Here is a 26,575-nt window from a genome sequence, read left to right on the forward strand (position 1 = left end):
AACAACCGCACATATGGGCGGCAGCTATTCGGGAGAAGGGGACAGCGCGTGACGGTCAACATGACCAAGGGTCAGGCCATCAGCCTGCAGAAGAGCGACGGGGGCACCCTCACCGCGGTGCGGATGGGGCTCGGCTGGCAGGCGGCGCCGCGCCGCGGTCTGTTCGGCTCGCGCACGCGCGAGATCGACCTGGACGCGTCGGCGGTGCTGTTCGCCGACAAGCAGCCGGTGGACGTGGTCTTCTTCCGCCACCTCGTCAGCGACGACGGTTCGGTCAAGCACACCGGCGACAACCTGGTCGGCGGCGCGGGCTCGGGCGGCGACGACGAGGCGATCCTCGTCGACCTGCAGCGGGTGCCGGTCCACATCGACCAGATCGTCTTCACGGTGAACTCCTTCACCGGCCAGACGTTCCAGGAGGTGCAGAACGCCTTCTGCCGCATCGTCGACGAGACCAACGGCCAGGAGCTCGCCCGCTACACGCTCGACGGCGGCGGCCAGTACACCGCGCAGATCATGGCGAAGGTGCACCGGGCCGGCGGCGGCTGGCAGATGACGGCTCTCGGCAACCCGGCCAACGGCCGTACCTTCCAGGACCTGATGCCGTCGATCCTGCCGCACCTGTAGGCACGGCTCGTACGCAAGACGTACGGAAGTCGCGTACGCAAGACTCGCAGCTCCCGGAGGCAACAGGCCGCCGGGAGCTGCACACTTACCACCACCACCGCACAGCACTGAGGGGACAGAGCGATGACGGCCGAGCTGGTCCGGGGGCAGAACCACCCCTTGCCCGACACCCGCCTGGAGATCCGGGTGTCGGCCGGCCACCCGGTCGTCGCCTGCGCCACCTGCTCGGACGCGCAGGGGACCGTACGCGACGAATGGATAGCGCACCCCGGCGTACCCACCGTGCCCGGGGTCGAGGTGCCCCGAAGTGCCACCGAGGCACCGCGGTTCACGGTCGACCTGGACGCGGTGCCAGAAGCGGTGCACCAGGTCAACGTGCTGCTCGCGCTTCCCGAAGGGGCAGGCGGCCCGGCCCATTTCGGCGCCACCGCGGCCCCCTTCCTTGCCGTCACCGGCCGGGGCGACGCCGAGCTGGCCAGCTTCACCATCACCGGTCTGGACATCGAGACCGCGCTCGTCGCCGTCGAGTTGTACCGGCGCCAGGGCGCCTGGAAGGTCCGCGCGGTGGGCCAGGGATACGCCGGCGGGCTCGCGCAGCTGCTGGCCGACCAGGGGCTGGCCAAGGCTCTTGAGACGGCCGCGGACATCCAGGGGTCGGCGGGCGCACAACGCGCGCCCCTGGCCGAACCGGCGCAGTTGCGGACGAGCGCCGCCGACGGCGCGTATTTCAGGCCCGACCTGCCGCGGCCCGACCAGGCGCCCGCGCCGGGCCCCGACGCCACGCTCCCCGACGGCCTCACGGCCCCCGGCCGGCAGCCGGCATCCACGGGCCCCCAGCAGACGCCCACACCCGACGCCCCGCAGACACCGGGCGGGCCCATCAACTACGCGCACCCGCGCCGCCAGTCGGTCGCGCCCCCGCCGCCGCCCCCGGCCGCCCCGCCCGCCCGGCCCGGGCAGCCCGCCGCGCCCGTCGCGGGCGATGCCACCGGCTGGTCCATGGAGGAGCGGCTCTACAACCAGATCTGGGGCATGTTCGAGGACATGGCCCGCAGCGTGGCCGCGTATCGCAGCGCCGTCGACTTCGCCGAGTCCCGGATGGACCAGGAGCTCGACCAGGTGCTGTCCGACCCGCGCAGCCGTATCGGCGGCGCCGGGGACGCGGCCCGTGAGGCGGCCCGCGCCAAGTGCGAGCAGCTGACCGATCAGGCCCGCCAGGCCCTCGACCGCGACCTGGCCCAGCTCAGCGCCGAGTCCGATGTCGTCGAGCCGGCGCTGCCGCCCGCCTTCGCCCGCTGGGACAACCCCGCCTGGCACGCGTACCGCGTCCCGATGGAGGTTCCGATGGCGCTGCGCCTCGGCGATCTCCGGCTGCCCGAGAGCCCGGAGTTGCGTATTCCGCTCCTGGTGCGGCTGCCGCTGGAGCGCGGGCTGTGGATGGACAGCGGACGCACCGGTTCCGAGGCCGCGATGACGCTGGACGAGGGGCAACTGCGCAGGCTCGCCATGGACAGTGCGGTCGCGCACGCGGCCCGGCTGCTCGCGGTCTATCCGCCCGGCGACTTCACGGTCCATGTCATCGACCCGGCGGGCGCGGCGACCGCCTCGCTCGCCCCGCTGGTCGACTCCGGGGTCCTCGCCGGGCCGCCGGCGGCCGGCGCCCAGGGTGTGAGCGCCACGCTGGCCACGCTCACCCAGCGGGTGGACCTGGTGACCATGGCGGTCCGCGGCGGCGCGGCCGACGCGCTCCCGCCCGAGCTGGACACGGCGGAGCAGCTGCTGATCGTCAACGACTTCCCGCACGGCTTCGACGACCGCGCGGTGACCCAGCTCCGCTATCTCGCCGACGAGGGCCCGGCCGTCGGCGTCCATCTGCTGATGGTCGCGGACCGCGAGGACGCGAGCGCGTACGGCCCGGTCCTCGACCCGCTCTGGCGCTCCCTGCTGCGCATCACCCCGGTCCCGGACGACCACCTGGCCGATCCCTGGGTCCGGCACGCCTGGACGTATGAACCGCTGATGGTCCCGCCGGGCAGCGATGTGCTGCGTCAGGTGCTGGGCCAGGTGTCCGCCGCCCGCCGCGACTGGGGGCGCTGACCTGCGTACTTGAAGCTCGCTTTACCGAGCCCTTTACCTTTCCTTGGGGATTCCTGTACTCTCCTTTGGGCGGAGGGGAGTACTCCCGGATGCGGCGTTCCCGTCAATACGGACCGGTATCGGTCCCGGGGCGCCGGCCCGCGGCGGGAGAGACCGCCCGGGCGGAGGAGACCTCCGGCAGCGACGACGCTGATCAGTAGCCGTACGACGCCGGAGGCGCAGTGGACGTTTCATTGACCCTGTGGGTGCTGACCATTCTTGGTCTGAGCGCCCTGATCGCAATCGACTTCTTCATCGGGCGCAAGCCGCATGACGTGTCGATCAAGGAAGCCGGGATCTGGACCGTCGTCTGGGTCGTCCTGGCCGCCCTCTTCGGCCTCGGCCTGCTGGTGTTCGGCGAGAGCCAGGCGTCCGGCGAGTTCTTCGCGGGCTTCATCACCGAGAAGTCGCTCAGCGTCGACAATCTCTTCGTCTTCGTCCTGATCATGGCGAAGTTCTCGGTGCCGTCCCACCTCCAACAGCGCGTACTGCTCGTGGGTGTGCTGATCGCCCTCGTCCTGCGCGCCATCTTCATCGCCGGGGGCGCCGCGATCATCGCCAGCTTCGCGTGGGTCTTCTACATCTTCGGCGCGTTCCTGATCTATACGGCCTGGAAGCTCATCCAGGAGGCGCGCTCGGACGACGACGAGGAGGAGTTCGAGGAGAACCGTCTGCTGAAGTCCATCGAGAACCGCTTCGGTGTGGCCGACAAGTACCACGGCACCAAGCTCTTCATCCGCAACAACGGCAAGCGGGTGCTGACCCCGCTGATGGTGGTCATGCTCGCCATCGGCACCACCGATGTGCTGTTCGCGCTGGACTCCATACCCGCGATCTTCGGCCTGACGCAGGACCCGTACATCGTCTTCACGGCGAACGCCTTCGCGCTGATGGGCCTGCGCCAGCTGTACTTCCTCATCGGCGGACTGCTCCGGAAGCTGGTCCACCTCAGCTACGGCCTGTCGGTGATCCTCGGCTTCATCGGGGTCAAGCTGGTGCTCCATGCCCTGCACGAGGGCGGCGTGCATGTCCCCGAGATCTCGATTCCGTTCTCGCTGGCGGTCATCTGCGGCGTGCTGATCGTCACTACGATAACGAGCCTGATTGCCTCCAAGAGGCAGGCGGAGCGGGACGCGGCGGAGTCGGCCCAGGGGGGCGAAGCGAAGCAGAAGGACAGCGTCGAGGCCTGACGCCTCTCGCCCGGTGGCTCTCGCCCGGCGGCTGTGGACGGCCAACGCCGTTCCGTACCCGCAGGGTTCGCCGGATCTCAGTACGTGACGGTGATCCGGCGGGCAGGACCGTCCACGCGGACCGACCCGCCGTAAGGGATGACGAGCTGCGGGTCCGTGTGCCCGAGATCCACGTCGAAAACGGCCATCGTCCGCGGGGCGTACGCGGCCAGCGCCCGCAGTACCGCCTCGCGCTGCTCGGAGGCGTAACGCGCCGCTGCGGCCGGGTCGTTCGGCTGCGCGAACGACCAGGTCTTGGGGCGGCCCATCAGCAGCGCGGGGAACTGCCGCAGCAGGCCGCGCTCGCCCATGTTCCGAAGAATCCAGAACACCTCCTCGGCGCGCGGCAGTTCCTCCGACGTCTCCAGGAACAGCACACATCCCTCGTAGGCAGAGGGGTCGGCCAGGATCTCCCGGTCCGCCATCAGCAACCAGGAAAGGATCTCCAGATTGCCGCCCCAGCTCCGGCCTTCCACCACCTGCTGCGGCCCGTGCCAGCTCCAGCCGCTCCCGGGCCGGGTCTCCGGCTCCGCGGTGAAGGTCGCCGGATCGGCCCAGTCGCGATTGACATCGCCGAACCGCTCGGCGGGGCGCAGCTCGTAGGGCCCCGAAGTGAACAGCGCGGCCCGCAGTGACTCGGCCGTCAGCGGAGCCATCGCTCCGGGCCGCCCCAGCTCCGTCATCACGCACGCGCCGTGGTAGCCGACGATCCCGGTGTTCCACAGCCAGGCCAGCAGATTCGTGTTGTCGCTGAAGCCGAAGAAGGGCTTGGGGTTGTCGCGGATCAACTCCCGGTCCAGGAGCGGCAGCACGGTGATCTGGTCGTCTCCGCCGATGGACGCCATCACCGCGCGGATGGCGGGGTCCCTGAAGGCGGCATGGATGTCGTCGGCCCGTTCCTGCGGTGTCGACCCCATCTTCCGGGTCACCGGGAACTCCACCGGTATGAGCCCGAAGTCCTGCTCCAGCCGCTCGAGTCCGAGCTCGTACGGAAGGGGCAGCAGCCCCGGCAGCCCGCTGGACGGCGAGATCACGGCGATGCGGTCGCCGGGACGGGGTTTCGGGGGACAGGTGGGCTCCGTCATGATCGGGAGGGTAATCGGGCGGAGACGCCCCAGGACATCGGTTTACGGACCGCGACCGACGAGGATCATGTGAGACCCAGAGGCACACGGACCGAGTGGTCGTCCGCACCCGCGCTGCGGCTCGACCGGGCCGCGGAGCCGCCGCGGGCCGCCGTACTGCTGCTGCACGGCGGCCGTGCCGACGGCCTGGAGCCGCCCCCGGCATGGAATCCGCCCGGGGCCCGGATGCGCCCCTTCGCCCGGGCGATCGCGCGTGCCACTGACGGCCACGACGTCGTGCTCGGACAGGTCCGCTACCGCCACCGCGGCTGGAACGGAACGCGCGCCGACGCCGGGCATGACGCACTGCGCGCTCTGGACGAACTGGCTTTCCTGACCGGTCCCGTGCCCGTCGTCCTCGTCGGCCACTCGATGGGCGGGCGGGCAGCCCTGCATGCCGCGGGCCATCCCCTGGTGGAGGCCGTGATCGGGCTCGCTCCGTGGTGCCCGGAGGGAGAACCGGTGGAGCACCTGGCCGGGAAGCGCGTCGTCCTGGTGCACGGTGACCGCGATCGTGTGACGGACCCGCGTGACTCCTGGCAACTCGCGGACAGGGCGCGCGCCGCCGGAGCCGAGTCCTGCGCACTGCGGATGCCCGGCGGCGACCACGCCATGCTCCGCGGAGCCCGCACTTGGCACACGCTCGCCGCGCGTCTGGTCACCGGGCTGCTGCGCCTCGGCCCACTGCCGCCGACGGTGGCGGACAGCTTCGGCACCCCGTAGCGGACAGCTTCGGCACCCCGTAGGGGGGTGTCCAGCTACCAGCCGCGCTCGCGCCACTGAGGCAGCTGCGGCCGCTCGTCGCCCAGTGTCGTGTCCTTGCCGTGGCCCGGGTAGACCCAGGTCTCGTCCGGCAGCCGGTCGAAGAGCTTGGTCTGGACGTCGTTGATCAGACTGGCGAAGGCCTCGGGGTCCTGGTGGGTGTTGCCGACGCCACCAGGGAAGAGACAGTCGCCAGTGAACAGGTGCGGGGGGCCGTGCGGGTCGTCGTAGATCAGGGCGATGGAGCCCGGGGTGTGGCCGACGAGTCGGCGGGCCGTCAGTTCGACGCGGCCGACCTTGATCGTGTCCCCGTCCTCGACCGGTACATCGGTCGGGACGGGGATGCCCTCCGCGTCGTACCGTCCGGCATAGGTGCGGGCGCCGGTCGCCTCGACGACCTGGGCCAGTGCCTGCCAGTGGTCGGCGTGGCGGTGGGTGGTGACGACGGACGCGATGGAGTCGTCGCCGATCAGATGGAGCAGGGTCTCGGGCTCGTTGGCCGCGTCGATCAGCAGCTGCTCACCGGTGGTCCGGCAGCGCAACAGATAGCTGTTGTTGTCCATCGGGCCGACCGCGACCTTGGAGATCATCAGGTCCGTCAACTCGTGCACATCAGCCCGGCCGCCGACCTTCACCACTCCGCTGTACGTCATGGAATCAGCCTATAGCGGGGGCAGCTTCGGCAGCAGGGCTCCAGCTGTGTCCAGGCCCGTCCCGTCGCGCCGTCCCGCGAGCCAGCCGAGCAGGGCGGCGGCGGGGCCGGTGACCGTGACGGGAGCCCCTTCCGTTCCGCCCGTGTGCCACTCGCCCGCGTCCTTCGCGCCCGGTTTCCTGTCGCTCGCGACGATCCGGGTCGGCGGGACGTCCGGGCGGCCGGAGAAGCGCTCGCTGAGGAAGGAGATCTCCCGGTCGGTGAAGTTCTCGGGCAGATCCTCCAGCTCGTAGCCGATGCCCAGATCGACATGGTGCAGCTCGACCTCGACGAGACGGCGGAAGGGGACGCGGGCCGCGGCGTCGGTGACGCCGTTGCGCAGCTCGACGGTTCGGCTCCAGTCGGCGGGGACCTCGCCGGCGGCCTGGAAGGCGGCGGCGGTGTCGCGAACGTCCGCGAGCTGAACGGCGGGCGGGCGGGGCGCGTCGCGCTCGATGTCCGCCTCGCGCGCCTCGCCGCTGACATACATCGGGCGGGCTTCGAGAACATTTACGAGCGCTTCGGCGTTACGGGACAGGTGGGCCAGTACATGGCCGCGGCTCCAGCCCGGGAGCCGGGACGGTCCGGCTACCGCTGCGTCGTCGAGCCCGGCGGCTGCGGTGAGGAGCCGATCGGTGGCTTCGCGTACAGAGGCCAGGTCGCGCAAGGGATCGATCATGGGGCCGACGATAGCCCGGCCACTCGATCGGGTGAAGGTGTCGGAGCGTGGCCGTAAATCGAATGCGCGTGCTATAGGCTCGGTGGAGGCATCCTGGTTGGTGCAGTCATTTCACAGCTTGGAATCCAAACGTTCCGGCGGCCCCCATAGTCTGGCGACGGGGGCTGTGCCCCCGCTTCTCTCAAGAAAGGTGCGGACCGGCGTGGCCGACCGTCTCATCGTCCGTGGCGCTCGCGAGCACAATCTCAAGAACGTCTCGCTCGACCTCCCGCGTGACTCACTCATCGTCTTCACCGGGCTCTCGGGGTCGGGCAAGTCGTCTCTCGCGTTCGACACGATCTTCGCCGAGGGGCAGCGCCGGTACGTCGAATCGCTCTCCTCGTACGCCCGGCAGTTCCTCGGTCAGATGGACAAGCCGGACGTCGACTTCATCGAGGGCCTCTCCCCGGCCGTCTCGATCGACCAGAAATCGACCTCGCGCAACCCGCGCTCGACGGTCGGCACCATCACCGAGGTCTACGACTACCTCCGCCTCCTCTTCGCCCGTATCGGCAAGCCCCACTGCCCCGAGTGCGGCCGTCCCATCTCGCGCCAGTCGCCGCAGGCCATCGTCGACAGGGTGCTGGAGCTGCCCGAGGGCAGCCGCTTCCAGGTCCTCTCGCCCCTCGTGCGCGAGCGCAAGGGAGAGTTCGTCGACCTGTTCGCCGACCTCCAGACCAAGGGGTACAGCCGGGCGCGGGTCGACGGACAGACGATCCAGCTCGCCGAGCCTCCGACCCTGAAGAAGCAGGAGAAGCACACCATCGAGGTGGTCGTCGACCGCCTCACCGTCAAGGAAAGCGCCAAGCGCCGGCTGACCGACTCGGTCGAGACCGCGCTCGGGCTCTCCGGCGGCATGATCGTGCTCGACTTCGTCGACCTTCCGGAGGACGATCCCGAGCGCGAGCGGATGTACTCCGAGCATCTGTACTGCCCGTACGACGACCTGTCCTTCGAGGAGCTGGAGCCCCGCTCCTTCTCCTTCAACTCGCCCTTCGGCGCCTGCCCCGACTGCACCGGCATCGGCACGCGCATGGAGGTGGACCCCGAGCTGATCGTCCCGGACGAGGAGAAGTCCCTCGACGAGGGCGCGATCCACCCCTGGTCCCACGGCCACACCAAGGAGTACTTCGGGCGGCTGATCGGCGGGCTCGCCCAGGCCCTCGGCTTCTCCACGGACATGCCCTGGGCCGGGCTTCCGCAGCGCGCCAAGAAGGCCCTGCTGTTCGGCCACAAGACCCAGGTCGAGGTCCGCTACCGCAACCGCTACGGCCGGGAGCGGGCGTACACCACGCCCGCATTCGAGGGTGCCGTGCAGTTTGTCAAGCGGCGGCACACCGAGGCCGAGAGCGACGCCAGCAGGGAGCGCTTCGAGGGCTATATGCGCGAAGTGCCCTGCCCGACCTGTGAGGGCACCCGGCTCAAGCCGATCGTCCTCGCCGTCACGGTGATGGAGAAGTCCATCGCCGAGGTCTCCGCCATGTCCATCAGCGAATGCGCCGACTTCCTCGGCCGGCTGACGCTGAACGCCCGGGACAAGAAGATCGCCGAACGGGTCCTCAAGGAGGTCAACGAACGGCTGAGATTCCTCGTCGACGTCGGCCTCGACTACCTCTCGCTGAACCGTGCGGCCGGCACGCTCTCCGGCGGCGAGGCCCAGCGCATCCGGCTCGCCACCCAGATCGGCTCCGGCCTGGTCGGCGTGCTGTACGTCCTGGACGAGCCGTCGATCGGACTCCACCAGCGCGACAACCACCGGCTCATCGAGACCCTCGTACGGCTCCGCGACATGGGTAACACCCTCATCGTCGTCGAGCACGACGAGGACACCATCAAGGTGGCCGACTGGGTCGTCGACATCGGCCCCGGCGCCGGTGAGCACGGCGGCAAGGTCGTGCACTCCGGCTCGCTGAAGGACCTGCTGGCCAACAAGGCCTCGATCACCGGTCAGTACCTCGCCAAGAAGCGGTCCATCCCGACGCCCGACATCCGCAGGCCCATGGATCCGGGACGGCTGCTCACCGTCCACGGCGCCCGGGAGAACAACCTGCGCGACATCGACGTCTCCTTTCCGCTCGGCGTGTTCACGGCGGTCACCGGAGTCTCCGGCTCCGGCAAGTCGACGCTGGTCAACGACATCCTCTACACCCACCTCGCCCGCGAGCTGAACGGCGCGAAGTCGGTGCCGGGCCGCCACACCCGGGTCGACGGCGACGACCTCGTCGACAAGGTGGTGCATGTCGACCAGTCGCCCATCGGCCGTACGCCGCGCTCCAACCCGGCGACGTACACCGGTGTCTTCGATCATGTCCGCAAGCTCTTCGCGGAGACGATGGAGGCCAAGGTCCGGGGCTACCTTCCCGGCCGCTTCTCCTTCAACGTCAAGGGCGGCCGCTGTGAGAACTGCTCGGGCGACGGCACCATCAAGATCGAGATGAACTTCCTTCCCGATGTGTACGTCCCGTGCGAGGTCTGCCACGGAGCGCGCTACAACCGGGAGACCCTGGAGGTCCACTACAAGGGCAAGTCCATCGCCGAGGTGCTGGACATGCCGATCGAGGAGGCGCTGGACTTCTTCGAGGCCGTTCCTACGATCTCGCGTCATCTGAGGACGCTCAACGAGGTGGGCCTCGGCTATGTCCGCCTCGGCCAGTCGGCGCCGACGCTGTCCGGCGGCGAGGCACAGCGCGTCAAACTGGCGAGCGAGCTCCAGAAGCGCTCCACCGGGCGCACGGTCTACGTCCTGGACGAGCCGACGACCGGTCTGCACTTCGAGGACATCAGCAAGCTGATCAAGGTGCTGTCCAACCTGGTCGACAAGGGCAACACGGTCATCGTCATCGAGCACAACCTGGACGTCATCAAGACCGCGGACTGGGTTGTCGACATGGGCCCCGAGGGCGGCAGCGGCGGTGGCCTGGTCATCGCCGAGGGCAGCCCGGAGCAGGTCGCGGGAGTGCCGACCAGCCACACCGGCAAGTTCCTGCGGGACATCCTGGATGTGGAGCGGATCAGCGACGCGGTAGTGCCCGCGGCGCGCAGGGCACCGAAGACGGCGGCGAAGAAGGCCGCCGCAGCGAAGAACGCGGTCGCTGTGAAGAAGAACGCGGTGGCGGCGAAGTCGGCTCCGGTGAAGAAGACGGCGACGGCGCGGACGGCGAGGGCGCGCAAGGCCTGACCGCGGGGGCGGGCGGGCGCCTGCGGCGGGCCTGTTCCCCTACCCGCCCCTTCCCGAACTGGGGGCAAGCCCCCAGACCCCGTATGCGACCTTCGGCCGCATGTCCTCAAACGCCGGACGGGCTGGATGTGCGGCCCTGCCGCACATTTCAGCCCCCGGCGTTTGAAGCGCGAGGAGGTTGGGGGTCCCCCGGACGAAGTCTGGGGGAGGGCGGGGTGGGGGCTAGGTCAGCTCCGACGCGTACGGCGGCTCCGCGCCCGTGCGGGAGCAGGTCACCGCTGACGCCCGGGCCGCGAAGTGCAGGACCTCGCGCCAGCCGTCCGCGTCCAGCGCCGCCATCGCGTCCGCGGTGAGGGCGTCCCGGGTCGCCAGGCCGTGCAGCAGCGCGGCGCTCACCGTGTCGCCCGCGCCGATGGTGTCCGCGACGGTCACCGGCACGGCCGGGACCGAGACCTCCAGGCCGGACCTCGTCCGTACCGTCAGACCCTCCGAGCCCGCCGTCAGCACCACTGCCCCTGGCCCCTGCGGCACACCGCCGAGCCACTCGGCGTCGTCCTCCGACAGCTTCAGCAGCGACACGGACGGCAGCCATCCGGCGAACCGCGCCCGGTACGCATCCGCATCCGGGATCAGACCGGCCCTGATGTTCGGGTCGAGCAGGGTGAAGACCCCGCGCCCCGCCTCCCGCCGCAGCAGCGCCTCGTACGCACTCGCGCCCGGCTCAAGCACCAGCGAGCAGGCCCCGAACGCCAGGGCCCGTACCGAATCGGGCAGCTGCGGCGGCAGCTCGAAGAGCCGGTCGGCGCTGCCCTGCGCATAGAAGCCGTAGTGGGCGGAGCCGTCCGCGCCTATCGTCGCGACGGCCAGCGTCGTGGGCTCGGGGCCACGCTGTACGAGGGACGTCCTGACCCCCGCCGCATGCAGTCCGTCCAGCAGCGCATCGCCGAAGCCGTCCGTCGAGACCCGCGAGCAGAAGCCGACCGATGCGCCGAGCCGCCCGAGCGCGACAGCCGTGTTGTACGGTCCGCCCCCGAGCCGCGGCAGCAGCGCGGGCAGGGGTGCGCCGTCCCCCTGCGGGACCAGATCGATCAAGGACTCTCCGGCGACGACGATCACGGCCCGAACGTAACCCATCACCTGCGGGGACGAGCAGGGGCCCGCCCACGGGGCCGCCGATCTCCGCCGGTATCTTCGGGTCTGTCACCGACCCCGATCGACCGATGCCTGTGGAGTTTTCATGTCCGGCCAGTCCGCCGCCCGCCGTACCGTGCTGAAAGGCGCCGCCCTCGCCGGCGCAGCCGGGCTGGGGGTCGCGGCCTGCTCCACCGAGTCGAAGCTCGGGCACGCCGAGAACCCCACGCCGACGGCGCCCGTCGAGCTCGGTGCGGCCGATGCCGTCCCGGTCGGCGGTGCCAAGCTCTACCGCGAGCAGCGGCTCGTCGTCAGCTGCCCGGCCAAGGGCCAGTACAAGGCCTTCAGCGCGCAGTGCACGCACGCCGGCTGCGTCCTGGAGAAGGTGGAGGGCACCGAGGGCAACTGTCCCTGCCACGGCAGCCGTTTCGATGTGACGACCGGCAAGGCGGTCCAGGGCCCGGCGACCGTGCCGCTTCCCGAGGTCCCGATCAGGGCCGAGGGCGGCAAGCTCGTCGCCGGTCCGAGCGCATGACCGGACTCACTCCCAGTCCCAGTCGATCCCCAGGATTCCGGGCCGTACGCCCTGCTCCACCAGATGCACCGTGCGATGGCGCCCGCTCAGTGTGAGATCCGTCCGGGCCCCGCGCGGCGCACCCGTCGTGGCCTGCGCGAATCTCCGGCACCGCACCGGCAGCGCGCCCTCGTCGAAATGCACCTGCAGCACGTACTGCCCGCCCGCGAAGCTGAAGCCGCGCACATACTCGCCGCTCGGCCCGCCGGTCCCGTCCTCGAAGCCGTAGCCGAAGAGGTACGTCTCACCCGCGCGCAGCCGGGCGTCGAAGAGCAGCTCCGCGATGAGCACCCCGGTCTCGCGGTGCCAGCGCACTCGCCCCGTGCGGCAGTTCTCCAGTGCGCTGACCTCCACCCGCGCCGGATCACAGCCCGGGTCGCCGTAGTGGATGGCCAGATAGCGGTCGATCCCGTCCCGGTGGGCGCGTACGACATGCGCCGAGTCGCGTCCCAGCAGCTCGCGCCCCGGCCCGATCCGCACCCGCTCGTGGTGGCCCACCGTGTGCAGCCCGCCGTCGGCGGGTGACTCCAGATCGGCGAGCAGCTGCTCGACGGCGCCGGAAGCCTCCACCAGCGAGCGGTATGAGCGCGCGGCGGGGCGCTCGACGTCCGTGCGCGCGCCGCCCTCGCCGACATCGAGCAGCCGGATCAGCGAGTTGCCGGGCAGTTCGAGTACGTCCTCCAGGGCGCGTACGGCGCGCAGTGACTCGGGCCGCTGCGGACGGCGCGCGCCCTGCTGCCAGTAACTCAGACTGGTCACACCGACCTTGATGCCGCGGTGCGCGAGATGGTGCTGGACGCGCTGGAGCGGCAGTCCGCGCACCGCGAGCGCGGCGCGCAGCGCCAGATGGAAGGGGCCGGTGTGCAGCACCTGTGCCAGATCGGCCTCGGTGTGCCCCATGGTGCCTCCAGCGGCTTTTGGGAAGCGAGTGAACGTTCACGGTGGGGGGTGAGCCGCTGAGGGTGGGCGGCGACGGGCGTCCAGGTGGAACGGGACGGAGGTGTTCACATCCCGGCCGTGGCATTCACAGCGCCGTGTCACCCCGCATTGAAGCGTGTTGACCTGCCCTCGACAAGGACTGATGCTCAACCGCAGCGTCCGGACGCGCTCCTCCATCCCCACCCCCCATCGGGAGGATCGCGATGCGCAACACCAAGAGACGGCTGCCTGCCGCAGCGGCCGTCCTTGCCGCACTGTTCATCTGGCCCGCGCCGACGGCGACCGCCGCGCCGCACGCCGACACCCCCACACCCCCTGCCGCCCTCGCCTGGAAGCGCCTGGACATCACCATGCAGGCGCAGCAGCAGACCAACTGGTGCTGGGCTGCCGGTGGCAACACCATCGCCGCGTACTTCGGCAGGAACTACTCCCAGAACCAGTTCTGCAACGCCGCCTTCAACCGCCAGCAGGGCAGCGAGTGCCCCAACTCGCAGGCCACGCTAGGCAATGTCCAAAACGGCCTGCGCTGGGCGGGCATCAACGCCGGTTCGTACGTCACCGGCTGGCTGCGCTACTCCACCGTCCAGACCGAGATCGACGCGAACCGCCCCGTCGAGACCCGTATCCAGTGGTCGAGCGGCGGCGGGCACATGCATGTGATCTACGGCTACGACACCGCCGACGACTGGGTCTACTGGGGCGATCCCTGGCCCTCCAGCGACCGCTACAACTGGGCCTCCCACGCCTGGTACGTCGACAACAGCTCCTTCTCCTGGACCCACTCGCTCTACCGGATCGGGGCGTGAGCGCGATGAGGACAACCGCACGAGCGACCACCCGGGCCTCGGTCACCGCCGCCGTGGTGGCCTGCTTCTGTCTCGGTGCCATCGGCACGGCCACCGCGGCCGACGGCCCCTCCCGGGCGGACCGGGCCGAGGCGGGGCGCGCCGCCACGGCGCCCGCCACGCTGGAGACCCTGTCCCGCTTCTTCGCCCGCGACGGGGCCGTCACCAGGGCGGCGGCCGCTCCCCGCGTCGTCGACGGTGCCACCGTCCCCGTCTACACGCTCACGCCCGAGTTCGTGGCCGGAAAGGCGGGTGCGCCCGTCGCCCGTCTCGAGTTCCTCGCCGCCAGGGCCGTCTCATCGGACGGCCGGGAGGCCTCGCTGTGGACGGCCCGCCAGGGCGGCCGGTGGCAGGTGGTCAACATCGCCACCGGCGACGACGAGTTCCGCTACGCGGGGCTGGGCGCTCGCAGGCTTCCCGGCGGCACGGTCTTCCGGGAACCGCAGATCGACGCCTGGTACGTCAGCAGGGGCAGCACGGTGCTCCCGCTGGACGAGGACGCGATACGGGCGGTGGGCAGCCGTGGCACGACGCTCGCGGCCTACCAGCACCGGGTCGGGTCGGCGTACGGGGACAAGCTGCCAGGCTCGGCGTACGCGAGGAAGGGCGGCGCGGGCGGTTATGGCCGGTCGTCCGTGCCCTCCGCCGATGCGCCCTCCGCCGACGCGGCCTCCGTCGGCTCGACGGCCGCCGGCGCGGGCGCCCTCGCGACGCTGGCGCTGATCGTCACGGCGGCCTGGCACCGCCGCCGCGCCTGACGTCCCTGGGCTCCGCCCCGGACCCCGCGCATGGGGTTCCGGGGCGGGGTCCCGGCATACACCACGGGCCCGCACTGTCACCGCCCGCCAGTAGGGTGGAGCGCATGGCAGACCCCTCCAGCTACCGCCCCAAGCCGGGACAGATCCCCGACTCGCCGGGGGTCTACAAGTTCCGCGACGAGCACCGCCGGGTGATCTACGTCGGCAAGGCGAAAAGCCTGCGCCAGCGCCTCGCCAACTACTTCCAGGACCTGGCGAGTCTGCACCCGCGCACCCGCACCATGGTCACCACGGCCGCCTCCGTCGAGTGGACCGTCGTCTCCACCGAGGTCGAGGCGCTCCAGCTGGAGTACTCCTGGATCAAGGAGTTCGACCCCAGGTTCAACGTCAAGTACCGGGACGACAAGAGCTATCCGTACCTCGCGGTCACCCTCAATGAGGAGTTTCCGCGGGTCCAGGTGATGCGCGGTGCCAAGAAGAAGGGCGTGCGCTACTTCGGTCCGTACGGCCATGCCTGGGCGATCCGCGAGACCGTCGACCTGATGCTGCGCGTCTTTCCCGTCCGTACGTGCTCCGCGGGCGTCCTGAGGAACCACCAGCAGAAGGGACGCCCCTGTCTGCTCGGCTACATCGGCAAGTGTTCCGCACCTTGTGTCGGCCGGGTCACCCCCGAGGAGCACCGCGAACTGGCCGAGGAGTTCTGCGACTTCATGGCCGGCCGCACCGGCACCTACATCCGCCGCCTCGAGAAGCAGATGACGGCGGCCGCCGAGGAGATGGAGTACGAGAAGGCGGCCAGGCTGCGCGACGACATAGGTGCGCTCAAGCGGGCCCTGGAGAAGAACGCGGTCGTGCTCGCGGACGCCACCGACGCCGACCTGATCGCCGTCGCCGAGGACGAGCTGGAAGCCGCCGTGCAGATCTTTCATGTCCGCGGCGGACGCGTCCGCGGCCAGCGCGGCTGGGTCACCGACAAGGTCGAGGCCGTCGACACCGCGGGCCTAGTCGAGCACGCGCTGCAGCAGCTGTACGGCGAGGAGAAGGGCGACGCGGTCCCCAAGGAAGTCCTCGTCCCGGCGCTGCCCGAGGACACCGGCGCGGTCAGCCAGTGGCTGAGCGACCGCCGCGGCTCGAACGTCTCACTGCGCATCCCCCAGCGCGGCGACAAGAAAGACCTGATGGAGACGGTCCAGCGCAATGCCCAGCAGGCCCTCGCACTGCACAAGACCAAGCGCGCCAGCGACCTGACGACCCGCTCGCGCGCCCTGGAGGAGATCGCGGAGGCCCTCGGCCTCGACTCGGCGCCGCTGCGGATCGAGTGCTTCGACATCTCCCATCTCCAGGGCGAGGACGTCGTGGCGTCCATGGTGGTCTTCGAGGACGGCCTGGCCCGCAAGAGCGAGTACCGCCGCTTCCAGATCAAGGGCTTCGAGGGACAGGACGACGTCCGGTCCATGCACGAGGTCATCAGCCGCCGCTTCAAGCGCTATCTGGCCGAGAAGGACAGGACGGGGGAGTGGATCGGCGAGGACGCCCCCGAAGACGCCCCGGAGGACGACGGCAGGCGCAAGCGTTTCGCCTATCCGCCGCAGCTCGTCGTGGTCGACGGCGGCCGGCCCCAGGTGGCCGCCGCCCAGCGCGCACTCGACGAACTCGGCATCGACGATGTCGCCGTCTGCGGACTGGCCAAGCGCCTGGAGGAGGTCTGGCTGCCGCACGACGACGACCCGGTGGTCCTGCCGCGCTCCAGCGAGGGGCTGTATCTCCTGCAGCGGGTCCGTGACACAGCTCACGACTTCGCCATCCGCTATCAGCGCTCCAAGCGGACCAAGCGCATCAGGACCAGCCCGCTCGACTCCGTGCCAGGTCTCGGCGAGACCCGTAAGCAGGCGCTGATCAAGCATTTCGGCTCGGTGAAGCGGCTGAAGCAGGCGACAATCGAGCAGATCTGCGAGGTTCCCGGCATGGGCCGCAAGACCGCGGAGTCCGTGGTCGTGGCCCTTGCCCAGGCGGCTGTGGCCGCCCCTGCCGTGAATACGGCAACAGGAGAGATCATTGAAGAGAACGACGGGGGAAGCACGACATGACTGAGCACGACGGAGACGGAGCAGCAGACGTGAGTACGGGCACCACGATCGAGCCCGGCGGAGCCGCGGAGGCGGCCATCCCCGAGCTGGTCATCATCTCCGGTATGTCGGGTGCCGGGCGCAGCACGGCCGCGAAGTGTCTGGAAGACCTCGGCTGGTTCGTCGTCGACAACCTGCCGCCCGCGCTGATCCCCACGATGGTGGAGCTCGGCGCCCGCTCGCAGGGCAATGTCGCCCGGATCGCCGTCGTCGTCGACGTACGCGGCAGGCGGTTCTTCGACAACCTTCGTGAATCCCTCGCCGACCTGGACTCCAAGCAGGTCACGCGGCGGATCGTCTTCCTCGAGTCCTCCGACGAGGCCCTGGTCCGCCGTTTCGAGTCGGTCCGCCGTCCGCACCCGCTGCAGGGCGACGGCCGGATCGTCGACGGCATCGCCGCCGAGCGTGATCTGCTGCGCGAGCTGCGCGGCGACGCCGACCTGGTGATCGACACTTCCAGCCTCAACGTGCACGAGCTGCGCGCCAAGATGGACGCCCAGTTCGCGGGCGACGAGAAGCCGGAGCTGCGCGCCACGGTGATGTCGTTCGGGTTCAAGTACGGACTGCCCGTCGACGCGGATCTCGTCGTCGACATGCGCTTCCTGCCGAACCCGCACTGGGTCCCCGAGCTGCGCCCCTTCACCGGCCTGAACGAGGAGGTGTCGAACTACGTCTTCAACCAGCCCGGCGCCAAGGAGTTCCTCGACCGCTACACCGAGCTGCTCCAGCTGATCGCCGCCGGCTACCGCCGCGAGGGCAAGCGGTACGTCACCATCGCCGTCGGCTGCACCGGTGGCAAGCACCGCTCCGTCGCCACGTCCGAGAAGCTGGCCGCCCGGCTCTCCTCGGCCGGGATCGAGACCGTCGTCGTCCACCGGGACATGGGGCGCGAGTGACCGGACGCAACCTTCGTCTGAGGCGGCTGCGCAGGGCCACGCACGCGCCGACGGGACGGAAACGCGGCGCGCAGCCCAAGGTCGTCGCGCTCGGCGGCGGCATGGGCCTGTCCGCGTCGCTCACGGCTCTGCGCCGTATCACCGGCGACCTCACCGCGGTCGTCACCGTCGCCGACGACGGCGGCTCCAGCGGCCGGCTCCGCGACGAGCTGGGCGTGCTGCCCCCCGGCGATCTGCGCAAGGCCCTGGCGGCACTGTGCGGCGACGACGACTGGGGCCAGACCTGGGCCCGCGTCATCCAGCACCGCTTCCAGTCCCAGGGCGACCTGCACGAACACGCGGTCGGCAATCTGCTGATCGTCGCCTTGTGGGAGCAGCTGGGCGACCATGTCCTGGCGCTGGACCTGGTCGGCAAGCTGCTGGGCGCGCACGGCCGGGTGCTGCCGATGTCCGCCGTGCCGCTGGAGCTCCAGGCGCTGGTACGGGGCCACGACCCGGCCCGCCCGGACGAGGTGGACACGGTCCGTGGCCAGGCCACCGTCGCGCTCACCCCGGGCGAGGTGCAGTCCGTGCACCTGGTCCCGCACGACCCGCCCGCCGTCCCGGAGGCCGTCGAAGCGGTCCTGGACGCCGACTGGGTGGTCCTCGGCCCCGGTTCCTGGTTCTCCTCGGTAATCCCGCATCTGCTGGTGCCCGAACTGCTGGACGCGCTGATCGAGACCAGGGCCCGCCGGGTCCTCTCGCTCAACCTCGCGCCTCAGCCCGGTGAAACAGATGGCTTCTCACCGCAGCGTCATTTGGAGGTTTTGGGACGACACGCGCCTAAACTCGCCCTGGACGTGGTGCTGGCCGACGAGGCCGCTGTGCCCGACCGCGAGTCCCTCGCCGATGCCGCCAAGCGGTTCGGTGCCGCGGTCGAGCTGGCGCCCGTGGCCTCGCCCAATGGAGTTCCGAAGCATGATCCGGAGCTGTTGGCCGCCGCGTACGACCGTATTTTTCGGATGCATGGAAGGATCGGCCCATGGCGATGACGGCAGCGGTGAAGGACGAAATCTCCCGGCTTCCCGTCACCCGGACCTGCTGCAGAAAGGCGGAGGTCTCGGCGATCCTTCGGTTCGCGGGCGGGCTGCATCTGGTCAGCGGCCGCATTGTGATCGAGGCGGAGCTGGACACCGGCATCGCGGCACGCCGGCTGAAGCGGGACATCCTGGAGATCTTCGGCCACAGCTCCGAGCTCATGGTGATGGCGCCGGGGGGACTGCGCCGCGGCTCGCGCTATGTCGTACGGGTGGTGGCGGGCGGCGACCAGCTGGCCCGCCAGACCGGTCTGGTCGACGGCAGGGGCCGCCCGATCCGGGGACTGCCGCCGCAGGTCGTCTCGGGCGCCACGTGTGACGCGGAGGCCGCCTGGCGCGGCGCGTTCCTGGCACACGGTTCGCTCACCGAACCGGGCCGCTCCTCCTCGCTGGAGGTCACCTGCCCGGGCCCGGAGGCCGCTCTCGCGCTGGTCGGCGCTGCCCGCCGGCTCTCCATCGCCGCCAAGGCGCGCGAGGTGCGCGGTGTCGACCGCGTCGTCGTGCGCGACGGGGACGCGATCGGCGCGCTGCTGACCCGCCTCGGCGCCCACGAGTCCGTGCTCGCCTGGGAGGAACGGCGGATGCGGCGCGAGGTGCGCGCCACCGCCAACCGCCTCGCCAACTTCGACGACGCCAATCTGCGCCGCTCGGCGCGCGCCGCGGTCGCCGCGGGCGCCCGCGTCCAGCGCGCGCTGGAGATCCTCGGCGAGGAGGTGCCCGAGCACCTCGCGGCGGCCGGACGGCTGCGCATGGAGCACAAGCAGGCATCCCTGGAGGAGTTGGGCGCGCTCGCCGACCCGCCGCTGACGAAGGACGCCGTCGCGGGCCGTATCCGCCGACTGCTCGCGATGGCCGACAAGCGGGCCCAGGATCTCGGAATTCCGGGCACGGAGTCCAACCTCACCGAGGAGATGGCGGACGGCCTCGTGGGCTGATCCACCGTCACCACTCGCTCCACCGACCGCTGTCGGCGTTCACCCGAACGCCGACAGCGGTTTTTTGTGCACCCCTTCGGACGGCGTGGCTGTCTTGACATGGCCATGGGGTGTGATGAGTCTGGCGTCTGTTCACTTTCCTGGCAGACACCAGCAAGGGGGGCCAATGAGACGAAGAGCGAGATCGATCCTCGCCGCCGTATCACTCCTGACAGCCGGACTCGCGGCCGCGCCGCTCGCCCAGGCACAACCCGGAGGCGACGGCGACGGACTGTCCGTATGGCGCGCCCAAGTCACCAAGACCCAGCTCCCGCTGATTCTCGCGGCGGGCGCCGACGGTCACGAACTGACCGAGCAGGTGCCCGACAAGGGCGCCGCCACCGTGGAGCTCTACCTCACCGACAAGCAGGCCGCCGCTCTGCGCAAGCAGGGCATCGAGGTCACCGAGCACACCGTCTCCTCCTCGGCCGAGAAGCGGGTGGCGGCAGCGGGCGACGGCGTCTTCCGCCCGTATGGCGGGGAGAACGGCCTGAAGCGCGAGATCCTCGCCACCGCGCAGGCCAATCCCGCCCTCACCAAGGTCGTCAGCATCGGCAGAACCATCAAGGGCCAGGACATCCTCGCCCTCAAGGTCAGCAAGGGCGCCAAGAAGTACCGGGACGGCTCCAAGCCCTCCACGCTGTATGTGTCCAACCAGCACGCGCGTGAGTGGATCACCCCGGAGATGACCCGGCGGCTGATGCACTACTACCTGGCGAACTACGGCAAGGACCCACGGATCACGAAGATCGTCGACTCCACCGAACTGTGGTTCGTCATCTCCGCCAACCCCGACGGCTATGACTACACGTTCACCGGCACCGACGAGCGCCAGTGGCGCAAGAACCTCCACGACAACAACGGCGACGGCAAGATCGCCCCGGGCGACGGCGTCGACCTCAACCGTAACTTCGCCTACAAGTGGGGCTACGACAACGAGGGTTCGTCCCCCGACCAGGCCTCCGAGACCTACCGCGGCACGGGCCCGGCCTCCGAGCCCGAGACCAGGGCGCTCGACGCCTTCGAGAAGCGCATCGGCTTCGAGTACGGCATCAACTACCACTCCGCGGCCCAGCTGCTCCTGTACGGAGTCGGCTGGCAGGTGGCCACCCCGACACCGGACGACGTGCTCTACCAGTCCCTCGCCGGTACGCCGCAGAACTCCGCGATCCCCGGCTACCGCCCCCAGGTCTCCTCCGAGCTCTACACCACCAACGGCGAGGCCGACGGCCACGCGGCCAACGCCAACGGGATGATGATGTACACCCCGGAGATGTCGACCTGCGGGACCGCCTCGCGCATCGACCCCAACGACCCCTGGAACCCGGCCGACTGCGCATCGGTGTTCACCTTCCCCGACGACGAGAAGCTGATCCAGCAGGAGTTCGCCAAGAACATCCCCTTCGCGCTCTCCGTCGCAGAGACCGCGGCCCATCCCGACCAGCCCTCCTCCTCGCTCGGTCTGAAGGCCGCGGACTTCACCCCCGACGCCTTCACCACCTCCTACGCGCGCCGCGGCGACCAGGAAGTCTCCGTCGTCGCCCGTAAGTCCGTACGCGACAAGGAGCTCAAGTACCGCGTCAACGGCGGCCGTACCCACGACCAGGCGCTCAAGCGCTGGAAGGGCGGCGAGACGTACGGCGGCGACGACAACATCCGCTTCGACGAGTACCGCGCCAAGGTCCAGGACGGGGACGTCGGCGACAAGGTCGAAGTCTGGTTCACCGGCGAGACCCGGGCCGGAGAGCCCACCGCCAGCGAGCACTTCACCTACACGATCGCCGAACGGCCGCGCGCCGACACACTGGTGATCGCGGAAGAGGGCGGCACCACCCCGGCGAAGAACATCGCCGCGTACACCAAGGCCCTCGCGGACAACGGCCGCCGGGCCGCGGTCTGGGACGTCGCGACGCAGGGCGTCCCCAGCGCGCTGGGCGTGCTCGGCCACTTCAAGACCGTCGTCTGGTACACCGGCGCGGACCAGCCCTCCGCGGCGACCACCGGCGTCGTACGGGACTACCTCAACGAGGGCGGCAAGCTGATCAACGCCGGTGAGCAGGCCGGAGGCACCATCGACCTGGGCGGCGCGGACTCCAACGACTTCGCCCAGTACTACCTCGGCGCGTACAACCGCGTCGGGCTCAAGTCCCCGCCCTCCTTCGCCGGTTCCGGGACGCTCGCGGGCGCGACGGCGACACTCGGCGACGCGAGCGGCAATCCGCTCGACCTGGCCGGGGCGTACACCATCACGTCGGACACCCTGAAGCCCGACCGGTTCCCGCAGTTCGAGAGCGCGTCAGCGGGCACCTATCCGGGGACCCGCACGCCCTTCGAGCCCGCCGCGGGCGACTGGTTCGCCGCGGCGAAGCACCAGGACGACGCGTACATGCGCCTGGCGCGCACGGTGGATCTGTCCGGCACGGCGGCCACGGCCAAGCCGAGCCTGCAGTTCCAGCTCAGCTACGACACCGAGCGAGGCTTCGACAATGTCGTCGTCGAGGCGCACACGGTGGGCCAGGACGACTGGACGACCCTGCCGGACGCCAACGGCGGCACCACCAACGAGGTGCCCGTCCAGTGCGAGGAGGGCTACTACGTCAATGGCCACCCGTTCCTCGCCCACTACCTGACGGTCGCGGCCTCCGGCTGCACGGCGACCGGCACCAGCGGCGCGTGGAACCGCTTCACGGGCTCCTCCAACGGCTGGCAGCAGGTCTCCGTGGACCTCAGCGCCTACGCCGGAAAGCAGGTCGAGCTCTCGATCTCGTACGTCTCCGACCCGGGCACCGGCGGAGTCGGCGCCTTCGTCGACGACACCAGGCTCGTCGTCTCCGGCACCCCGCAGGGTCCCGAGGGCTTCGAGACCGCGCTCGGCCCGTGGGCCGTGCCAGGACCGCCGGCCGGCAGCCCGGGGAACACGGGCGACTGGGCGCGGGCCCAGGCGCTCTTCCACTCCCAGGCCGCCGTCACCACCGAGGACAGCGTGCTGATCGGCTTCGGCCTCGAGCACGTGCCCGCTCCGGGCGACCGCAAGAACGTCATCGGGAAGGCGCTGACGGCCCTCGGCAGCTGACACCGCGAAGCACGCCACGGCGGCTCCTGCCCCTGCCGAAACCCTACTGAGGGGTAGGAGTCGCCGTGGCGCGCACCGGCACTCTCGATGTCACTCGCAGGCCGCCAGGGGGGTAGGGTCGTAGGCGGTCGGGGACATCCCATACAGCTCGCCGGCGTCGAAACCCGGCGTACCAACGAGGAGATCGGTTCGTGACGATCCGCGTAGGCATCAACGGCTTTGGCCGCATCGGTCGTAACTACTTCCGCGCGCTGCTGGAGCAGGGTGCTGACATCGAGATCGTGGCTGTCAACGACCTTGGTGACACTGCGACCACCGCCCACCTTCTGAAGTACGACACCATCCTGGGCCGCCTCAAGGCCGAGGTGACCCACACCGCCGACACGATCACCGTCGACGGCCGCACCATCAAGGTGCTGTCCGAGCGCAACCCCGCCGATATTCCGTGGGGCGAGCTGGGCGTCGACATCGTCATCGAGTCCACCGGCATCTTCACGAAGAAGGCCGACGCCGCGAAGCACATCGCCGGCGGCGCCAAGAAGGTCCTCATCTCGGCTCCGGCCAAGGACGAGGACATCACCATCGTGATGGGCGTCAACCAGGACAAGTACGACGCGGCCAACCACCACGTCATCTCCAATGCCTCCTGCACCACCAACTGTGTGGCGCCGATGGCCAAGGTTCTCGACGAGAACTTCGGCATCGTCAAGGGGCTGATGACCACGGTCCACGCGTACACGAACGACCAGCGCATCCTTGACTTCCCGCACTCGGACCTGCGCCGCGCCCGCGCCGCCGCCGAGAACATCATCCCGACCACCACCGGTGCCGCGAAGGCCACCGCGCTGGTCCTCCCGCAGCTCAAGGGCAAGCTCGACGGCATCGCGATGCGCGTTCCGGTCCCGACCGGTTCGGCCACCGACCTTGTCGTGGAGCTGCAGCGCGAGGTCACCAAGGACGAGGTCAACGCCGCGTTCAAGAAGGCGGCCGACTCCGGCGACCTGCAGGGCGTTCTCTTCTACACCGAGGACCCGATCGTCTCCTCGGACATCGTCGGCGACCCGGCATCCTGCACCTTCGACTCCTCCCTGACCATGGTCCAGGAGGGCAAGTCGGTGAAGATCCTCGGCTGGTACGACAACGAGTGGGGCTACTCCAACCGCCTCGTGGACCTCACGGTCTTCGTCGGCGGCCAGCTCTGATCTGCAAGCTGATCTGCAAAGAGAGCACCACGATGTGAGCGACAGGGCTTGGGCCGCGCAACGAAGCGCCGCCCAGGCCCTGTCGCACGTACCAGCCGTACGAGGAGCCGCATTTTCATGAAGACGATCGACCAACTTCTCACCGAAGGGGTCGCGGGCAAGCGGGTATTCGTCCGCGCCGACCTCAATGTGCCGCTCGACGGCACCACGATCACCGACGACGGCCGCATCCGCGCGGTCCTGCCGACCGTCGCCAAGCTCGCCGAGGCGGGCGCGCGCGTCGTCGTCGCCTCGCACCTGGGCCGCCCCAAGGGCGCCCCGGACCCGGCCTTCTCGCTCGCCCCGGCGGCGGGGCGCCTCGGTGAGCTGCTCCGCGCCGATGTCGCCTTCGCGACCGACACCGTCGGTGAATCGGCCAAGGCCGTCGTCGCGGGCCTCGCCGACGGCCAGGTCGCCGTCATCGAGAACCTCCGCTTCAACGCCGGCGAGACGAGCAAGGACGACGCAGAGCGCGGCGCGTTCGCGGACCAGCTGGCCGCCCTCGCCGATGTGTACGTCGGCGACGGCTTCGGGGCCGTGCACCGCAAGCACGCCTCGGTGTACGACCTCCCGGCCCGGCTGCCGCACGCCGCCGGCTACCTCATCGCCACCGAGGTCGGCGTCCTGAAGAAGCTCACCGAGGAGGTGCAGCGCCCGTACGTCGTGATCCTCGGCGGCGCCAAGGTCTCCGACAAGCTCGGTGTCATCGACGAGCTGCTCGGCAAGGCCGACCGCATCCTCATCGGCGGCGGCATGGCCTACACCTTCCTCAAGGCCAAGGGCCACGAGGTCGGCATCTCCCTCCTCCAGGAGGACCAGATCCCGACCGTCACCGAGTACATGGAGCGCGCCGAGAAGAACGGCGTCGAGCTCGTCCTGCCGGTCGACATCCTCGCCGCGGGCGAGTTCCCCGACCTGAAGACCAAGGCCCCGGCCGACTTCATCACCGTCGACGCCGACAAGATCCCCGCCGACAAGGAGGGCCTGGACATCGGCCCGAAGTCGCGCGAGCTGTTCGCGTCCAAGATCGCCGATGCCGAGACCGTCTTCTGGAACGGCCCGGTGGGCGTCTTCGAGCACCCCGACTACGCCGAGGGCACCAAGGCCGTCGCCGAGGCGCTGCTCGGCAGCAAGGGCTTCACCGTCGTCGGCGGCGGCGACTCGGCAGCCGCCGTGCGCACGCTCGGTTTCGACGAGAACGCATTCGGCCACATTTCCACCGGCGGTGGCGCCAGCCTCGAATACCTCGAGGGCAAGACGCTCCCCGGCCTCGCCGCACTGGAGGACTGAAAACCGTGAGTGACCGTATCCCGCTGATGGCGGGCAACTGGAAGATGAACCTCAACCACCTCGAGGCCATCGCACACGTCCAGAAGCTCGCCTTCGCCCTGGCGGACAAGGACTACGAGGCCGTCGAGGTCGCCGTCCTGCCGCCCTTCACCGACCTGCGGTCCGTACAGACCCTGGTCGACGGCGACAAGCTCAAGATCAAGTACGGCGCCCAGGACATCTCGGCGCACGACTCCGGTGCGTACACCGGCGAGATCTCGGGCCCGATGCTGGCAAAGCTGAAGTGCACCTACGTCGCCGTGGGCCACTCCGAGCGCCGCCAGTACCACGCCGAGTCGGATGAGCTCTGCAACGCCAAGGTCAAGGCCGCCTTCAAGCACGGCCTGACCCCGATCCTCTGCGTCGGCGAGGGCCTGGACATCCGCAAGGCGGGCAACCAGGTCGAGTACACGCTCGCGCAGCTCGACGGTGGCCTGAGGGACGTCCCGGCCGAGCAGGCCGAGTCGATCGTGATCGCGTACGAGCCGGTGTGGGCCATCGGCACCGGCGAGGTCGCGACCCCCGAGGACGCTCAGGAGGTCTGCGGTGCGATCCGCGGGCGTCTGGCGGAGCTGTACTCCCAGGAGCTGGCCGGCAAGGTCCGCATCCAGTACGGCGGCTCGGTGAAGGCCGGGAACGTCGCCGCCATCATGGCGCAGCCCGATGTGGACGGTGCCCTGGTGGGCGGTGCGGCGCTGGACGCCGAGGAGTTCGTCAAGATCGTCCGGTTCCGCGACCAGTGAGTATGCGGTAGCGCGGATCCGTCGTACCCTTGCGGGGGCCGAGTAGGCAGCATGGAAATGCCACCCGGCCCCCGTCCTCCATTTCAGTCCTAGGAAGTTGGTCCAGCCGTGATTGTCGGGTTCTCGATTGCCCTGATCATCTTCAGTGGCTTGCTGCTGCTGCTGGTGCTGATGCACAAGGGGAAGGGCGGCGGTCTCTCCGACATGTTCGGTGGCGGAATGCAGTCCTCGGTGGGTGGCTCCTCGGTCGCCGAGCGTAACCTCGACCGCATCACCGTGGTGATCGGTCTGCTGTGGTTTGCCTGCATTGTCGTACTTGGTCTGCTGATCAAGCTGGACAGCTGACCCAGGCCATCCACGTCCCGGGGTGGGGTGTAACTCCAATCACTGGACGAGCGTTGGGCC

The 26,575-nt window shown here is 69.9% G+C and carries 22 protein-coding genes; 17 read left to right on the plus strand and 5 right to left on the minus strand.

Going from position 1 to position 26,575, the window contains the following annotated elements:
* Positions 1-48 precede the first annotated feature (48 nt).
* The 3 genes from OG905_RS30895 to OG905_RS30905 all read left to right on the plus strand — a co-directional run bounded on the left by OG905_RS30895 (position 49) and on the right by OG905_RS30905 (position 3,953).
* Complete coding sequence (locus OG905_RS30895) at positions 49-627, plus strand: TerD family protein (RefSeq protein ID WP_026237542.1); 579 nt, start codon at positions 49-51, stop codon at positions 625-627.
* Between the two features lie 123 nt (positions 628-750).
* Positions 751-2,724: a TerD family protein gene (locus OG905_RS30900; RefSeq protein ID WP_328679125.1), complete on the plus strand. Its 1,974-nt coding sequence runs from the start codon at positions 751-753 to the stop codon at positions 2,722-2,724.
* 221 nt (positions 2,725-2,945) lie between these two features.
* Positions 2,946-3,953, plus strand: a complete 1,008-nt coding sequence (locus tag OG905_RS30905) for a TerC family protein (RefSeq protein WP_328679126.1) — start codon at positions 2,946-2,948, stop codon at positions 3,951-3,953.
* A 77-nt stretch (positions 3,954-4,030) separates the two neighbouring features.
* Here OG905_RS30905 and OG905_RS30910 read toward each other — a convergent pair whose 3' ends face one another.
* Positions 4,031-5,077: a S66 family peptidase gene (locus tag OG905_RS30910; protein ID WP_328679127.1), complete on the minus strand. Its 1,047-nt coding sequence runs from the start codon at positions 5,075-5,077 to the stop codon at positions 4,031-4,033.
* Between the two features lie 69 nt (positions 5,078-5,146).
* Between OG905_RS30910 and OG905_RS30915 the strand changes: the two genes are divergently transcribed.
* Positions 5,147-5,839: an alpha/beta hydrolase gene (locus OG905_RS30915; protein WP_443044013.1), complete on the plus strand. Its 693-nt coding sequence runs from the start codon at positions 5,147-5,149 to the stop codon at positions 5,837-5,839.
* Between the two features lie 35 nt (positions 5,840-5,874).
* On the opposite strand, the gene OG905_RS30920 is transcribed toward OG905_RS30915, so the two are convergent.
* Together OG905_RS30920 and OG905_RS30925 are read right to left on the minus strand one after the other, a co-directional pair.
* Entirely contained in the window at positions 5,875-6,531 is a 657-nt protein-coding gene (locus tag OG905_RS30920) for an MBL fold metallo-hydrolase (RefSeq protein ID WP_328679128.1), read from the minus strand.
* A gap of 9 nt (positions 6,532-6,540) precedes the next feature.
* The gene (locus OG905_RS30925) at positions 6,541-7,248 is read right to left on the minus strand and encodes a maleylpyruvate isomerase family mycothiol-dependent enzyme (protein ID WP_328679129.1); all 708 of its coding nucleotides are present in this window, start codon (positions 7,246-7,248) and stop codon (positions 6,541-6,543) included.
* A 202-nt stretch (positions 7,249-7,450) separates the two neighbouring features.
* On the opposite strand from OG905_RS30925, the gene uvrA reads away from it, so the two are divergent.
* Positions 7,451-10,465 (plus strand): excinuclease ABC subunit UvrA, encoded by a 3,015-nt coding sequence (gene uvrA / locus OG905_RS30930; protein WP_328679130.1) that lies wholly within the window; start codon positions 7,451-7,453, stop codon positions 10,463-10,465.
* A gap of 222 nt (positions 10,466-10,687) precedes the next feature.
* Here uvrA and OG905_RS30935 read toward each other — a convergent pair whose 3' ends face one another.
* Positions 10,688-11,581, minus strand: a complete 894-nt coding sequence (locus tag OG905_RS30935) for a carbohydrate kinase family protein (protein ID WP_328679131.1) — start codon at positions 11,579-11,581, stop codon at positions 10,688-10,690.
* Positions 11,582-11,702: 121 nt separating this feature from the next.
* Here OG905_RS30935 and OG905_RS30940 point away from each other — a divergent pair, with 121 nt between their 5' ends.
* Complete coding sequence (locus OG905_RS30940; protein ID WP_328679132.1) at positions 11,703-12,131, plus strand: Rieske (2Fe-2S) protein; 429 nt, start codon at positions 11,703-11,705, stop codon at positions 12,129-12,131.
* Positions 12,132-12,137: 6 nt separating this feature from the next.
* Here the strand turns inward: OG905_RS30940 and OG905_RS30945 are convergent, their stop codons facing one another.
* On the minus strand, positions 12,138-13,070 hold the full coding sequence (locus OG905_RS30945; protein WP_328679133.1) for a hypothetical protein: 933 nt from the start codon (positions 13,068-13,070) through the stop codon (positions 12,138-12,140).
* 242 nt (positions 13,071-13,312) lie between these two features.
* On the opposite strand from OG905_RS30945, the gene OG905_RS30950 reads away from it, so the two are divergent.
* From OG905_RS30950 to secG, 11 genes are all read left to right on the plus strand, one after another.
* Positions 13,313-13,915 carry a papain-like cysteine protease family protein gene (locus OG905_RS30950; protein ID WP_328679134.1) on the plus strand — a complete coding sequence of 201 codons (603 nt, stop codon included), beginning with the start codon at positions 13,313-13,315 and terminating at the stop codon, positions 13,913-13,915.
* A gap of 5 nt (positions 13,916-13,920) precedes the next feature.
* A complete protein-coding gene (locus OG905_RS30955) occupies positions 13,921-14,712 on the plus strand; it encodes a hypothetical protein (RefSeq protein ID WP_328679135.1) in 792 nt (263 codons plus the stop codon).
* A 104-nt stretch (positions 14,713-14,816) separates the two neighbouring features.
* Entirely contained in the window at positions 14,817-16,799 is a 1,983-nt protein-coding gene (gene uvrC / locus OG905_RS30960; protein ID WP_328679136.1) for an excinuclease ABC subunit UvrC, read from the plus strand.
* Complete coding sequence (gene rapZ, locus OG905_RS30965) at positions 16,796-17,734, plus strand: RNase adapter RapZ (RefSeq protein WP_324986807.1); 939 nt, start codon at positions 16,796-16,798, stop codon at positions 17,732-17,734. Before uvrC ends, rapZ begins: the two co-directional genes overlap by 4 nt.
* Positions 17,731-18,765: a gluconeogenesis factor YvcK family protein gene (locus OG905_RS30970; protein WP_324986811.1), complete on the plus strand. Its 1,035-nt coding sequence runs from the start codon at positions 17,731-17,733 to the stop codon at positions 18,763-18,765. Before rapZ ends, OG905_RS30970 begins: the two co-directional genes overlap by 4 nt.
* Entirely contained in the window at positions 18,756-19,745 is a 990-nt protein-coding gene (whiA, locus tag OG905_RS30975) for a DNA-binding protein WhiA (RefSeq protein WP_215093490.1), read from the plus strand. Before OG905_RS30970 ends, whiA begins: the two co-directional genes overlap by 10 nt.
* Before the next feature lie 166 nt (positions 19,746-19,911).
* The gene (locus OG905_RS30980; RefSeq protein ID WP_328679140.1) at positions 19,912-22,857 is read left to right on the plus strand and encodes a M14 family metallopeptidase; all 2,946 of its coding nucleotides are present in this window, start codon (positions 19,912-19,914) and stop codon (positions 22,855-22,857) included.
* Between the two features lie 191 nt (positions 22,858-23,048).
* Complete coding sequence (gene gap, locus OG905_RS30985; RefSeq protein ID WP_266477587.1) at positions 23,049-24,059, plus strand: type I glyceraldehyde-3-phosphate dehydrogenase; 1,011 nt, start codon at positions 23,049-23,051, stop codon at positions 24,057-24,059.
* Positions 24,060-24,176: 117 nt separating this feature from the next.
* Positions 24,177-25,388: a phosphoglycerate kinase gene (locus OG905_RS30990; RefSeq protein WP_328679142.1), complete on the plus strand. Its 1,212-nt coding sequence runs from the start codon at positions 24,177-24,179 to the stop codon at positions 25,386-25,388.
* A 5-nt stretch (positions 25,389-25,393) separates the two neighbouring features.
* Positions 25,394-26,170 (plus strand): triose-phosphate isomerase, encoded by a 777-nt coding sequence (gene tpiA / locus OG905_RS30995; protein ID WP_328679143.1) that lies wholly within the window; start codon positions 25,394-25,396, stop codon positions 26,168-26,170.
* 108 nt (positions 26,171-26,278) lie between these two features.
* On the plus strand, positions 26,279-26,515 hold the full coding sequence (gene secG, locus OG905_RS31000) for a preprotein translocase subunit SecG (protein WP_186357070.1): 237 nt from the start codon (positions 26,279-26,281) through the stop codon (positions 26,513-26,515).
* Positions 26,516-26,575 lie beyond the last annotated feature (60 nt).

This window comes from Streptomyces sp. NBC_00322 (assembly GCF_036147535.1).
GTDB lineage: Bacteria > Actinomycetota > Actinomycetes > Streptomycetales > Streptomycetaceae > Streptomyces.

Excerpts from the sequence above, each read along its gene's own strand:
- OG905_RS30940 (WP_328679132.1), top strand. The coding sequence starts at position 11,703 with ATGTCCGGCCAGTCCGCCGCCCGCCGTACCGTGCTGAAAGGCGCCGCC.
- rapZ (WP_324986807.1), top strand. The coding sequence starts at position 16,796 with ATGACTGAGCACGACGGAGACGGAGCAGCAGACGTGAGTACGGGCACC.
- OG905_RS30955 (WP_328679135.1), top strand. The coding sequence starts at position 13,921 with ATGAGGACAACCGCACGAGCGACCACCCGGGCCTCGGTCACCGCCGCC.
- OG905_RS30950 (WP_328679134.1), top strand. The coding sequence starts at position 13,313 with ATGCGCAACACCAAGAGACGGCTGCCTGCCGCAGCGGCCGTCCTTGCC.
- whiA (WP_215093490.1), top strand. The coding sequence starts at position 18,756 with ATGGCGATGACGGCAGCGGTGAAGGACGAAATCTCCCGGCTTCCCGTC.
- uvrC (WP_328679136.1), top strand. The coding sequence starts at position 14,817 with ATGGCAGACCCCTCCAGCTACCGCCCCAAGCCGGGACAGATCCCCGAC.
- OG905_RS30910 (WP_328679127.1), bottom strand. The coding sequence starts at position 5,077 with ATGACGGAGCCCACCTGTCCCCCGAAACCCCGTCCCGGCGACCGCATC.
- OG905_RS30980 (WP_328679140.1), top strand. The coding sequence starts at position 19,912 with ATGAGACGAAGAGCGAGATCGATCCTCGCCGCCGTATCACTCCTGACA.
- OG905_RS30990 (WP_328679142.1), top strand. The coding sequence starts at position 24,177 with ATGAAGACGATCGACCAACTTCTCACCGAAGGGGTCGCGGGCAAGCGG.
- OG905_RS30925 (WP_328679129.1), bottom strand. The coding sequence starts at position 7,248 with ATGATCGATCCCTTGCGCGACCTGGCCTCTGTACGCGAAGCCACCGAT.
- OG905_RS30920 (WP_328679128.1), bottom strand. The coding sequence starts at position 6,531 with ATGACGTACAGCGGAGTGGTGAAGGTCGGCGGCCGGGCTGATGTGCAC.
- OG905_RS30945 (WP_328679133.1), bottom strand. The coding sequence starts at position 13,070 with ATGGGGCACACCGAGGCCGATCTGGCACAGGTGCTGCACACCGGCCCC.
- OG905_RS30900 (WP_328679125.1), top strand. The coding sequence starts at position 751 with ATGACGGCCGAGCTGGTCCGGGGGCAGAACCACCCCTTGCCCGACACC.